The sequence below is a fragment of the Chitinophaga sp. genome, from assembly GCF_035538455.1.
Classification (GTDB): domain Bacteria; phylum Bacteroidota; class Bacteroidia; order Chitinophagales; family Chitinophagaceae; genus Chitinophaga.
Genome location: NZ_DATLKJ010000079.1, coordinates 43,461 through 56,031, shown reverse-complemented (window position 1 = coordinate 56,031; position 12,571 = coordinate 43,461). Strand labels below are relative to the sequence as shown.

8 protein-coding genes are annotated in these 12,571 nt (G+C 47.8%); 2 read left to right on the top strand and 6 right to left on the bottom strand.

Annotation, left to right across the window (positions count from 1 at the left end; all coding sequences use genetic code 11):
• The gene (locus tag VM802_RS09110; RefSeq protein WP_325529523.1) at nucleotides 1-2,421 is read right to left on the bottom strand and encodes a TonB-dependent siderophore receptor; all 2,421 of its coding nucleotides are present in this window, start codon (nucleotides 2,419-2,421) and stop codon (nucleotides 1-3) included.
• Between the two features lie 112 nt (nucleotides 2,422-2,533).
• On the opposite strand from VM802_RS09110, the gene VM802_RS09105 reads away from it, so the two are divergent.
• Complete coding sequence (locus VM802_RS09105; RefSeq protein ID WP_325529522.1) at nucleotides 2,534-3,076, top strand: DUF1415 domain-containing protein; 543 nt, start codon at nucleotides 2,534-2,536, stop codon at nucleotides 3,074-3,076.
• A 53-nt stretch (nucleotides 3,077-3,129) separates the two neighbouring features.
• On the opposite strand, the gene VM802_RS09100 is transcribed toward VM802_RS09105, so the two are convergent.
• From VM802_RS09100 to VM802_RS09085, 4 genes are all read right to left on the bottom strand, one after another.
• Nucleotides 3,130-4,818 (bottom strand): hypothetical protein, encoded by a 1,689-nt coding sequence (locus tag VM802_RS09100; RefSeq protein ID WP_325529521.1) that lies wholly within the window; start codon nucleotides 4,816-4,818, stop codon nucleotides 3,130-3,132.
• A 13-nt stretch (nucleotides 4,819-4,831) separates the two neighbouring features.
• Nucleotides 4,832-5,662, bottom strand: coding sequence for a hypothetical protein (locus VM802_RS09095; RefSeq protein WP_325529520.1), 831 nt, complete (start codon nucleotides 5,660-5,662; stop codon nucleotides 4,832-4,834).
• A gap of 10 nt (nucleotides 5,663-5,672) precedes the next feature.
• Nucleotides 5,673-9,017 (bottom strand): TonB-dependent receptor, encoded by a 3,345-nt coding sequence (locus VM802_RS09090; protein ID WP_325529519.1) that lies wholly within the window; start codon nucleotides 9,015-9,017, stop codon nucleotides 5,673-5,675.
• Between the two features lie 63 nt (nucleotides 9,018-9,080).
• Nucleotides 9,081-10,049, bottom strand: a complete 969-nt coding sequence (locus VM802_RS09085; RefSeq protein ID WP_325529518.1) for a FecR family protein — start codon at nucleotides 10,047-10,049, stop codon at nucleotides 9,081-9,083.
• Between the two features lie 146 nt (nucleotides 10,050-10,195).
• On the opposite strand from VM802_RS09085, the gene VM802_RS09080 reads away from it, so the two are divergent.
• Nucleotides 10,196-10,744: an RNA polymerase sigma factor gene (locus tag VM802_RS09080; RefSeq protein WP_325529517.1), complete on the top strand. Its 549-nt coding sequence runs from the start codon at nucleotides 10,196-10,198 to the stop codon at nucleotides 10,742-10,744.
• 162 nt (nucleotides 10,745-10,906) lie between these two features.
• Here VM802_RS09080 and VM802_RS09075 read toward each other — a convergent pair whose 3' ends face one another.
• Nucleotides 10,907-12,556 carry a RagB/SusD family nutrient uptake outer membrane protein gene (locus VM802_RS09075; RefSeq protein WP_325529516.1) on the bottom strand — a complete coding sequence of 550 codons (1,650 nt, stop codon included), beginning with the start codon at nucleotides 12,554-12,556 and terminating at the stop codon, nucleotides 10,907-10,909.
• Nucleotides 12,557-12,571 lie beyond the last annotated feature (15 nt).

Sequence of the window (12,571 nt, the reverse complement as noted above, 5' to 3'; positions counted from 1 at the left end):
CTAGAATTTGAAAGCGATGCTTCCGCTGAAGTTTCTTGACTTTTGCGGATTTACGGTTGTGTAACCGGTCCAGTATTCTTTGTCTGTAATGTTGTTGAGTTTGAAGCCCAGGCGGAAGCGGCTATTTTCATAGAAGATACTTCCGTTTAATACGGTGTAGGAAGGCAGGTAGAAGTAGCCAAGTGATCTGTCGTTCACAACTTTATTATCACTGGCGTAGTTACCGCCGATACCAAAGCCCAATCCTTTTACAGCACCACGCTGTATGCGGTAACTCACCCAGAGGTTAGCTACAGTGGGAGATCCTGCGGTAGCGGGTCTTAGTCCGTCGAGTTTCTCTTCGATCTTTTCATACTTTGAATCATTGTAAGCATATCCTGCCACGATGTCGAGGCCGCGTACCGGATGAGCTATCACTTCCGCTTCTATACCTTTACTGTACTGAGTTCCATCCTGAACAGATACATTGGGTCTGTCTGTGCTGGGGCGGATTACATCTTTTACCTTGATGTCGTAATAGCTTACACTACCTGTCAGCATACCATTCAGCAACGACACTTTTACGCCGCCTTCCATCTGATTGGCCTGCTCCGGCTTAAAGGGCGTGCCCGCCGAGTTGGCTGTAGGCTTATTGGTGAAGCCGTTCTGGTAATTGGCAAAGAGGGATACTTTATCTTTCAGCGGCTGATATACGATACCGAACTTAGGCGAGAAGGCAGTCTGCGTGTAGCCATCAACGTAAGTTCCCTTTACATCGTCGTAATTGCCTTTGTGTTCAAAATAATCAACACGAACGCCGGCCTGTACCAGCAGGTTGTCTGTAATGTTCAGCACATCGGAGATGTAAGCACTGTAGGTATTGGTAAGATAATGATAGGGAAGCGTATAGTCCGGGCCTTTCGTTTCATACACCTTGTCCAGGTTGCGGCGGTTGAAGTTGCGGTATGTGGGGATATCGCCGGTACCACGGATGGTATCGTAAGTAGCTCCGCCGAAGAGCTGGTTGGCATTATGGTGAAAGAAGTCGAGACCACCTACAAAGCGGTTTCTCAGGCTGCCGATATTGAAATCGCCGTTGAAGTTGTGCTGGATCTCAATTACGTTGTCGTGGCTGTTGTTGGTGTTCTGATCATTACGGGAGATCATACCGGCCGGCATCAGGTAGAAATAAGGTGAAGGACCGTCAGAATAGCTGGCGGTGCTGGTCACGTTTGTTTGCATAGACCACTGGCCTGACAGGCGATAGTTCATTTGCCCGAACAGGTTAGTGCTACGTGAATTCTGGTACAGGTCGTTCATGCTGTAGGCGCGTTTGTAATCCACCTTCAGTTCATCGGCGCGGTTGGCGCCCAACTCCGACATTTTCATACCGGGGTTAAAGAAGAACACACTGAGGCCGGTATTCTGGCCCGCGTAGTATTCCGCATCGAAGTTAAAGGAGAGGCGGTCGTTCACGCGATAGCTGAGGCTGGGCGCCAGGGCCACACTCCTGGTGAAGCCATAGTCCTGGAAGGAGCCTTCGTAATTGTAGGCGGCGTTGACACGGAGGAGAACATCGCGGTTTTTGTCGAGCGGCGTGTTAACATCGGCGCTGAAGCGGTTGAAGCCAAAGCTGCCTGCTGCGAAGCCCACTTCGCCGCCGAAATGATCATATGGCTTTTTCGTAACGCGGTTGATCAGACCACCATAAGAGGTAAGGCTGCTGCCAAACAAGGTAGCAGAAGGGCCTTTGATCACTTCAATTCTTTCGAGATTGGCGGCATCGATGCGGGAGGTAACGTTGCCTGCAACGCCATTACGCAGTTGGCTCTGCACGATAAAGCCGCGCATATTATAGTAGCCGCCGCCATCGCCGCCACGACCGGAAGCATCCCACATTTTAGTAACACCGGTAGCATTCTGCATAGCATCATCCACAGAGAACACGAGTTGCTGTTGCAGCAGGTCTTTTGTGATGGTAGTATATACCTGTGGGTTCTCCATATTCTTCAGCGGTATCTTCGCCACATCGTAGGTAGCGCTGCGGGTAAGCTTTTGCTGGGTACCTGCTACCACTATTTCCTGCAAAGCTTTGCTGGAGGCGGACAATTTCAGTGACACTACAGCCGTTCTGCCGCCTTCCACCGTCACTTCTTCCGTAACAGTGCTATAGCCTGCCAGTGATACGAGCAGGTGATATTTTCCGGGCGCTATATGACGGAATACAAAAGAGCCGTCTGTCTGCGTAGCAGTAGTAACATTGGGTTCTGCGAGGACGACCATTACATCTTCCACTGCTATCGCGTCAGAGGTCAGTACCTTTCCGCGGATGGAGCCTGTTTTCTCATCCTCCGGATCGTTAGCCGATGCATTGAAAGCAACGAGCAGCAGCAATCCTGCTATCAATATTCTGAATATTCCAGAGCCGTAAACCCTTTCCATAGATCCTAATTTTGCGCAAAGGTGGAAAGCGAGCGTTTCCTATTCGTATCGGATCAGGAAAAAAATTTACGCGATACGGAAATATCACTGTAGTGGCGTTATCTTTACGGCCATGGACCGGACCGAACTTATCGTTGCACAGACAAGGAAATGGATAGCGCATGTGGTAGTAGGATGTAATTTCTGTCCGTTTGCCTCGCGGGAGCTGCAACGCAACAGCATACACTACCAGGTGGAAACCGGCGCCGGCATGCAGGCGGGTAAAGACGCTTTTCTCCGGGAATGTGCACGCCTTGATAAAGACAGCAGCATAGCCACTACCCTGCTGATCTTTCCTGATGCATTTCCATCTTTCCAGGAATATCTTCAGCTTTTGTCTGCAGCCAATCAATTGCTGCGACGTAAAAAATATACAGGCATTTACCAGGTGGCCAGCTTCCATCCGCAGTATCGCTTTGCAGACAGCGAAGCAGAAGATCCTGCCGATTATACCAACCGCTCTCCGTATCCGATGCTGCACATCTTACGTGAAGCGGACGTACGAAAAGCGGTGAAGTTCCATCCTGATCCTGAAGGAATACCAGCGAGGAATGTGCAGTTTGCCAGGGAGAAAGGGATTATTTATATGCAACAACTCTATAAGGATAGTTTTTGACTTTCCTGATACAGGAATCAGTACCAGGAAAATCAAAAGCTATCATCGTGGGTTTATTTTGAATATAGCTTATAAAAGATTACGCCATCAGGAGTAGTCTTAGGGGAATACCCTTTACAGTAGTAGACTGCATTGCTTTTATCCTGCCCGATAAGATCCACTTCCGAAAAACTGACCCATTTGGCTTTACCGGTCTCTTTATTCTGTTCTTCCGGAAATCCAATATAACCAGTTTCAGTTCCTGCATAGCAATAAGCTCTCATATCCGTGAGATCATATGCAAACAATGAGGAATATTCTGTGTGTAATACTGTTCCATCTGACATTATAAGAAGAGGTTGAAAGAGATAGTATATTGTATTAATATCCACACTGCCAAGCCTAACGGTACCATTCAGTCTATAGGCCGGATTTTTCTCGTATGACTGGAAGCTGAAACTATTATTATTGGGAATGCTCGCCAGTACGTCGTTCTCTTTCGGATCATATCTTTGGAGAAATGTGGTAACATAGTCAACCGATGAGAAGCCATGCAGGTATCTGCCCATCAGATCAGGGAAGTAGATAGGAAGGGCCACTTTGAAACCAGGCGTAGTGTAATCAAACCCTGAGGCCATCACTGCCGTCACTTTACCATCTGCTGTCATTTTATCTACCAGCGATACGGAGGAAGGAATTGATTCCTGTGTTGCACCTCCATTGGAAATCCCTGCGTACCAGCTGGAATGATCGTCCGAAACATTATCCGGGGCGTAATAGTTAGTGAAGTACAGGTTATTATTGATATCCAGGTTCAGGTGTTTGGCAATAATCTTCAACCGGTCCATCATACCGGTATAAGGGCTTCCGTCTTCGCTATTCGTAGCTCTTACTTTCAATACCAGCGTACGGTTGATGGTGGTGACACCACCGGTAGCGATGTCCATTTTACAGATCCTGAAAATATAATTGGATACAGCATCAGCTGTATTCTCATTATTTTCTGCAGAGAAATACAATGTACTGCCGTCAAATGAGATGGTGCTGCCCAGTATTTGTATAATGCTAAATTTCGCGCCTTTATCGTCTGTGAAGGCGTCACCGGGCTTAATTATATTCTTCACAGCTGCTTTCTCCAGTTTATAGACGCCCAGCTGATTATCGAAATAAACAACGCCATTTCTGTCGTTATGTACAGAGCGGACCAATGCATATCCTTTTCTCAGATATTCATCCTCGTTATCCGGCTTCCAGGAGCCAATCCTGTCTACCCATAACGTAGTATCGGTGCGGGCGCTGCTTTCTGCAAATTCGCGGACAGCAACAGGTCTTCCATAAATAGTATTGCCATTGGCAGTCACTTCTACTTTACGGCCTGTGCCCACGCCCATTTCTCTGGTAACCACAAAGCGGATCAGATCTATAACCGGATACGGATAACCGTGGTTATCGCTATTCCCGTTCGGGTCCAGTTTTTTCTTGTCCACTACCTTCACCGGCACGCCACCTATAGCGACAGATGCGCCAGGTTCGCCGGTAAACAATTTACCGATCAATACAGCAGTATCCCCTACGATCAGTGATGAAGGATACAGCCATTCATTGTTAGGAAAACCAGCCAGGCTGTAATGATCTGCCAGCCAGGGTTGATTGGCTACCAGGGTAGCATGGTTGTCTACCTTACTGCAGGATTGCAGTGTGATAAAAAACAAGGCTACCGGCAGCAGCCACTTTGATATATAAATGTTGTACGCTTTTTTCATGATGAAACCGGATTTAGAAATTCTTGATCACAGTGATAGTAAAATTGTTTTTTATCTCTACACTCCTGCCCTTGCGTGGGTCGATATATATACCGGGATTATTGTCTGAATACCCGCTAATCACCAACGTATATGCATGACCGATAGCTGCTTCCAGGACTGTGCCAGCCAGTAATTCCCGTTCCTGGCTCTTTTTCAACACCTTTACATTGATAGTGCTCCGGCCTGTAAAATCTACCGGAATAAACGATGTATAATTACCATAATAAGTAGCAGACGGAAACCCTGCCGGCACTTCTTTATTAAAGGTGATATAAACAGAATCTGTGGAGGGCGACAGGTTAATGATACGCACTCCTATCTTTCCTTCCGCCGGTATGAATTTATCAGCCAGTGCTATGCTGCGGTAATGTCCCAGACTGTCGCCATAGAACACAGTGGCGGGAATATCCTTATCCAGGCGAACTGTATTGCTGTCCAGTACCCGCCCGGAAGTATCAGCCAGTATCAGTTTATGCGCTCCTGCAAGTAATTCCTGATAAGCGGTCCAACCCTGTATAAGATTGGGGAATGCATTCAGGTAGGACAAACCGAATCCGGGCACTTTTCCAATAATATTGTCCTTGTCCTGATAAGTAGTATCGTAACTGTCGATAAGAATGTGGTTACTGATAGAACCTCCATGAACAAATTCACCGGTGAGGGCTGTAGAAGCATTGTAGAAACTAATATTTGCAAGTACAGGCCTTTCCACCGGGTCAGCATCTTTCGAACAGGACGCCAGTAGTATGACGGCCAGCATGGTGATATATAATGAGCAGGTAATTTTTCTTTCTCGTTTCATAATAAATGCTTTAAAGGGCATAGGTTAATTGCAGTAACCAATACATACCGGGTTTATATCTTGTGTAGATGTTGTCTCCTGTATAATAAATACGGTCGCCAGATCCCAGCTTCGGTTTCTCAGCATCGTAACGCTGGTTATAATTCTGGTCTTCCACAATACGATAGCTCTGATCCAGGAGGTTCTGTATACTAAATTTCACCTGCAGAGACTTTATGAGACGCTGCGTAATGGAAAGATCCAACAGATGCATGGGGAGCTGAAGCAGGTGTGGACGGATGGCTTTATCTTCGTAGGTGGTATCGTTGACGGTACGTTCACTCTTCGCATAAATACGCGCACCGTTCACATTGTACACCAGTCCGATTTTGGTACCCCAGGCGGGATTCTCATAAAACAGGCCTGCGTTTACAGTATAGGGAGATTGACCCTGGAGCGGTTCTCCCTTTTTGGTGATACTGTCTACCGGGAAGCCAAAATTCAGTTTATGCGTTACCGTTGTACTCTTCAACAGGGAACCATTCACTACGATGCTGAGGTGACGGAAAAGGCTACCTGGCAGAAATGACAGGCTCTTTCTGATCTCCGCTTCCACACCATATATCTCCGCACTAACAGAGTTGGCAAAAGAAATACGGGTATAATTCCAGTTATCAGCAAATGCAGCGCTGGTCATATCCCTGCGCATGCGCTCTATCGGGTTTTGCAGACGTTTATAAAAGATGCCGACGTTAAACATCTCATTTTTATTACGCTTTGGATAAAACTCTCCACGCAGATCATAGTTATCGATGGTGGCAGTTATTACATCACGATTCCCTTTCATGATCTCTCCCCGCTGAAAATCGAAATCGTTGTAAGGCGTCAGCTCACGGAAATCAGGCCGGTTTACCGTACGGCCATAGCTACCTCTTATCACAAATGCATCGGAGGGGCGATAACTGAGATTCACAGAAGGCAGCAATACAGTTTTCTTATGGTCAATATTGATCGGATAAATGGTACCAGATCCTGCAAAAGAGAGGGAGTCAGCGCCAGCGAGTTGCTGGCGGTCATATTCCAATCTGGCGCCGGCATTTACTGTGATCTTTTCTCCTGCGGTTTTCCAGTCGCCCATCACATAAAAGGCATTATACTGTTCACTGGCGGTATATGAATCCACCGGGGAAGTAGCATCATATGCATCCAGTCCGGTATTGTCATTCTTAAAGTATGCAGGGCTCCAGACTTTTGAAAGATCAGATCCTTTAAAATGCAGCAGTTTAGGATCATTAACACCGTATCCATCATACCATCTCACGTCATCTGAGGGTGGATCGGTTTCACCCGCACCCAGTCCGGCTCTGTTGATCCGGAAAAAACGGCGGCCTACCTGCCTTGTCTTAAACAGGAGATAGGCGCCGGTTTTCAAATAGAAGTCTTGATGGATATGAAAAGTGTAGTCTGCAGATCCGTTATATACCTGCTCCAGGTTTTTGATATACTGGCGGCTGATCATGCCCTGGAAATTGGAGGGTATGGCAGACCAGGTGGTATCAAAAAGGCCGACTGCTCTTCTCAACCGGCTGATGCGCAGGTCTGGTATACTCTGCAGGTCATGTGTATAGCCGATGTTCCATTCCAGCTCGTGTTGTTTTTTTTCTCCCAGCGTATGTGCACCACTTATATTACCGGAGTACATCATGCGTTGCTCAAAGGACAGCAGCACTTCCCGTTGTTGCCACTCGCCGATACTTTCCACTGCTTTATTACTTACGATGGTGTTGATATTGGAAATGCGGCGGCCGTCATTCACAAAGAAATTCTTCCATACAAGACGATGCCGGTCATTCAGCTGTAATGTCAGGTTTTGCAACAGGTTGACCTTAGCCACTTCTGATGATGGGCTGCTGTAGGTGATCTTGTTATTATCAGCATATGATTGCGTTCCATCATCTAAAGCAATGCCGAAGGCGTGGGTATTTCCGCGCTGGCGGTAAATATCATAAGCAATGGTTTCACGAGTAAACGTAAGCGAGGTTAGATCATACAGGCGGGCTTTACCGATGCGCCAGCTGTTGTAGTAATTGCCGAATACCTGCATGTCGGGCAGACTTTTGCGGGTACCTAAATCCAGTACCGGAGAGAACCCTTTTATCTTTTCTTCCGGGCTCAGGTGCGGCGCCTGCTTATTACTTTCGAAGATACCGGGGGCAAAGCCGGGCAACTTTCGTGTACCGTCATCAAAGCCCAGTACATCGTATTTACCGCCGTTATAGCTGTTGATCTCTTTCATGGTTGACCCTACGCGGTGTGCCAGTTGTATGCCTATATCAAAATGTTTTACGGGCATGGCGTTCTTTGTATATATTTTCACAGCAGCGCCGGCGTAATCCGCCACGAGGTCGGCTACCGGCGACTTGTAGACGAGTATCTTATCGATCACACTGCTGGGCAGCAGGTCGTAAGCAAATGCTTTGCTGTATAACTCTGTAGAAGGTGCAATGTTGCCGTTGAGATACGTGAGGTTGTAACGCTCATTCATGCCACGTACCACGATGAAGCGGTCGTCTACCACGGTTACGCCGGCAATGCGTTTTACAATTTCGGCGGCGTTGCGGTCCGCAGTACGGGCAATCAGTTCATTGGAGATACCAGACACCACGCCGGTGGCGCTCCGGATCTCCTGCAGCAACTGTTGATCTGTACTATGTGTTACGGCGCGCACCTTACGTGGACCGGCATCTACCACTACTTCCTTCAGGGAGCCGCCGGCCTGCATTTTCACATCGTAGGCCGACTGCCTGTTGCCGGATACATTTACATTGTCTATCACCCCTCGCTGATAGCCTATAAAGGTGATCACTAACGTGTACGCACCTACCGGAACATTATTCAGCTGGTAATAACCTTTATTGTCGGTCACCGCACCGGAGGCTGTGCCCTGGATCTGCACAGTTGCGCCAGGAAGTGGTGCGGACGTCTCAAAGTCTACTACACGGCCCCGGATACTTCCGGGTGGAACTGGTTGTCCTGATTTCACCGCCACGGTATTACCATTCACAACATAAGACATCCCTGTAATCTGTGTCAGCTCTGCCAATGCAGCTTTCAGGGGGACGCCTTTCCAGGAGACCTTGTGAACTTTCACGGCGCTGAGCGAGCCACGATCATATGAGAAAGCAAGGGGATTCTGTTGATCCAGTTCTGCGATCACCACTGCCAGGCTGGTGTTGGTGAGCGACAACGTTACCGGCTGATCCAGCGCGGGCGACTGCCCCTTTGCATGCCCTGCTAAGAGCAGGACCAGGAAACATAGAAACGTCCAGCGTTTTCTTTTTCGCCGGTTTGTGTTGCTTTGTGTAAATTTGTCCATACGTAAACTTTAAAAACAATTGTTTTTGATGTCCCGCCGGCCAGCGGGGCATTTTTTATGTGATCAGTGAATAAGCACGGTATCGCCGTGGATTTTGTACCTGAAACCATGAATAAAGCTGATATTCTTCAGGATTACGTCCAGTCCGGCATGCTCGTAGGTTCCGGTAAAGCGGGCGTCGGTATAAAGAGATGGATCGAAAATGATCTTCTTATGGAAGCGGTCTTCCAGTCGTTTGAAGACAGCCGCCAGCGGCACATCATCCAGTACGATGGCGCCACGTTTCCAGGCCTCCTGCTCATCAGCCTGGAATGGCACGGTAGAGAAGTGTTTTGATACAGGCGTATATGTTAGCTTCACTCCCGGTTCGAGGTGTACAATGCTGTCTTTATGCGCCAACGGTAAACGCACCGCTACCCTGCCGCTGGTGAGCGCAATGCTGGCGGTAGTTTCTCCTTTGTAGGCTTCGATATTGAAACTTGTACCCAGCACTGTGGTGCGCAGGCTGCCGGCATCTACTATGAAAGGAGCCGTTACCTGCTGTACCACTTCAAAATAAGCCTCTCCACTTAGTTCCACACTCCGGGTCTTTTCTCCGTAATTATCAGGGATACGCAGACTTGAATGCGGCGTCAGCCAGATGTGACTTCCATCAGGCAATGAGAAGCGGCGTACTTTCGTTGCCGGGTTGTCAATTGTTTGCCAGCTCAGTGCGGGTTTATCTGAGATACCCCCTCTCCGCTGCTGCCACCATAATAATGCGCCGCCGGCCAGCAGTAATAAGGAAGCCGCAGCTGTCCACCAAAGACGGTATGTGTGCTGTTGTTTCCCCTGTACTGTCTTCATCACACCTGCATATAGCTGTGCTGCCGCACCGGCAGGCATCGGTGAAGGCTGTTCACTCCATCCTTCAGATAAATATTTATCCAGCAGCTGATCATCCTGTTCCTTCAGCCATTTAAACACGGCTTTTCTTTCGTCGTCTGTACAGGTTTTATCAATGTAACGCTGCCATAATTCCCGGTTCATCATAACAATAATTCTATATCGGGGGAGCCCCGCTGTAATAAACACGCAGCAACCATCATCTACCTCAATGAAAAAGAGCAAAATTCTTTACAGTTAACAATTTGGTAATACAGTCATACGCAGGACCGCATCTTATATTTGTGCTGATTATGCCTGAAACTGCACACCATAGGGAGCGTATCTTCACACAACTTTATCACGCCACACAGGACAGCCTGTATCAATATCTCTGCTACTATACGCAGGATGTGCACCTCGTGCAGGATCTCATGCAGCAGTGTTACATCAAGGTATGGGAAAGGCTGGAGCAGATCAGTGAGCCGGAGAAGGCGTTACCATTATTGAAGACTATTGCCCGCAATCTGCTTACAGATGTGGTGCGCCGTCGCATACGTGAAGACACCGCATGGCTCGAGTCTGTACAGGAAGAAGTTGACAAACTGGTAACTACCCCACAAAGCAATACAGGAACAGCTTTACAGGCGCTTGATATAGCGATCGAAAAACTTCCTGATAATTGCCGGCAGGTATACCTGTTACATCGTGAAGAAGGATTATCGTACCGGGAGATTGCATCCCGTTTAGCTATTTCCGTTAGTATGGTGGAGAAGCATATGAGTAACGCTATCAAATTACTTAAGCATGATCTCCTGACAGATTATGCGTTACTGCTGATAGTTGCCATAAAGCTACTGTGATTTATGTGATGTGAATGATTATGTTGATGAGCGAAGAGGGAATATTATTCTGTGATAATAAAGTTGAAAGAGCGAACCCGATCCTACTTATATGGATCGGGTTCGCTCTTTTAATTTGATCTTCGCTCATCAACATAATCATTCACATCACATAAATCACAGTTAGTAGCCTGGGTTACGCGACAGTTGCGGATTCAGGGCCAGTTCTATTTCAGGTATAGGGAAAATACGACGGAATACATCGTTATCTTTTTGCTTGTATCCCCATTGGCCTTCGAACTTGCCAAAGCGGATCAGGTCATTTCTTCTCCAGCCTTCCCATGCAAATTCACGGGCACGTTCGTTCAGCAGTTCATCCAGGGTGATTCCTGCTACGGGCGTGGTACCTGCGCGCAACCGGATTTTGTTCACCAGGACGTCAGCAGTCTGCATCTCTCCTTTCACTGCTGTAGGTGCAGCACCGCGGAGAATAGCTTCTGCTTTCATCATCATCACATCTGCAAGACGGAATAGCGGGAAATCGTTGTTCTGGAAACGTGTGGATGTGTTGATGTTTTTGTCAGGATAAAATTTGACAGAACGTACACCTTTAAGCTGCGCGAGGACATCATTACCTACATCCAGCTTGCCTTCGCCGCCGGGTTTCAGTTTCATTTCCGGTGTGATCTCCACCCACCACAGGGTATCCTTGTCAGGACCCGGATAAGTAGCATCCAACGTTTTGGTGGTTGTTTTCAGCATGTTCTTTGAACCATCTTTCTGATACTGCTTTCCAGCGAGCCAGGTACTGTTGCGGACATCATTAGGCAGGTTGAAAATAGCATAGAAATCAGCGATCGTGCTGAGCGCCACGCTGGGGCCAAAACCATCAGGCAGGTCGAAACGCGCTTTCAATGTAGGATGCAGACCGAAGCGGGTGAAGTGGTTACCAGGTATCAGGTTGGCATCATAAGGAATAGCGAAGATCGTTTCTTTGGTCTGCGGGCCATTATCAGGTTTGAAGATGGAAGTATAGTCAGTTTCCAGTGTATAAGGCGCGTTGGTGAGGATACTGTCAGCCATCGCAACGGCATCTTTATAACGCGGTGCGCCGGTATAGTACTCAGCATTGAGGTACATTTTTTCCAGCAGCGAAAATGCCATCCATTTGGTTGCACGGCCATAGGTAGAACCATCCACCTTGGTAGGCAGGTCTGGAATAACGGAGAGCAGCGACTTTTCAATGAAGTCAAACACTTCTTTACGAGGCTTTGTTACGGGCAGGTTGTTTACCGGGAAAGTATCCAGCACGGGTACGTTACCGTATGAGTCCATCATAAAGAAATAGAAAAGGGAGCGCATTGCCTTCAACTCTGCGATGGCGGTGGATTTGGTGGCAGAAGCAGGCAGCTGTGCCACCAGGTTCAGACCATTGTTGGCGATGTTGATACCGCCAAAGCCCCATTGCCATGAACTGATCACGAAAGGCAGATTACCCGTCCAGGTGTGCAGGTGCAGGAAACGGTATTTACCGCCATCATCCCAGTTACCATCCCTGGCAGGAATGATTGCTTCATCTGTGCACAGTTCTTGCAGCATCCAGTAGTCTACTGCGTAGCTGAAGCCAGTACCGTTCATGAAATAAGTACCGTCGCCGGATTTTGAATTAGCCAGCTGGGAATACACGGCGCCAACGGCTGCTGCATAAGATGCATTGTTGGTAGGGAAGTTACCGGGCGTATATCTCGACTCTACGTCTACATCCAGCTTGCGGCAGCCCGTCATGGCCAGTACTGCCAGCAGTAATATGCAGAGAAATTTATTTTGTGTCATACTGTTTTCCTGAGT

What these genes read in the sequence shown, in the direction of transcription:
- VM802_RS09110 (WP_325529523.1), bottom strand. Translation starts at nt 2,421, where the DNA reads ATGGAAAGGGTTTACGGCTCTGGAATATTCAGAATATTGATAGCAGGA.
- VM802_RS09105 (WP_325529522.1), top strand. Translation starts at nt 2,534, where the DNA reads ATGGACCGGACCGAACTTATCGTTGCACAGACAAGGAAATGGATAGCG.
- VM802_RS09100 (WP_325529521.1), bottom strand. Translation starts at nt 4,818, where the DNA reads ATGAAAAAAGCGTACAACATTTATATATCAAAGTGGCTGCTGCCGGTA.
- VM802_RS09095 (WP_325529520.1), bottom strand. Translation starts at nt 5,662, where the DNA reads ATGAAACGAGAAAGAAAAATTACCTGCTCATTATATATCACCATGCTG.
- VM802_RS09090 (WP_325529519.1), bottom strand. Translation starts at nt 9,017, where the DNA reads ATGGACAAATTTACACAAAGCAACACAAACCGGCGAAAAAGAAAACGC.
- VM802_RS09085 (WP_325529518.1), bottom strand. Translation starts at nt 10,049, where the DNA reads ATGATGAACCGGGAATTATGGCAGCGTTACATTGATAAAACCTGTACA.
- VM802_RS09080 (WP_325529517.1), top strand. Translation starts at nt 10,196, where the DNA reads ATGCCTGAAACTGCACACCATAGGGAGCGTATCTTCACACAACTTTAT.
- VM802_RS09075 (WP_325529516.1), bottom strand. Translation starts at nt 12,556, where the DNA reads ATGACACAAAATAAATTTCTCTGCATATTACTGCTGGCAGTACTGGCC.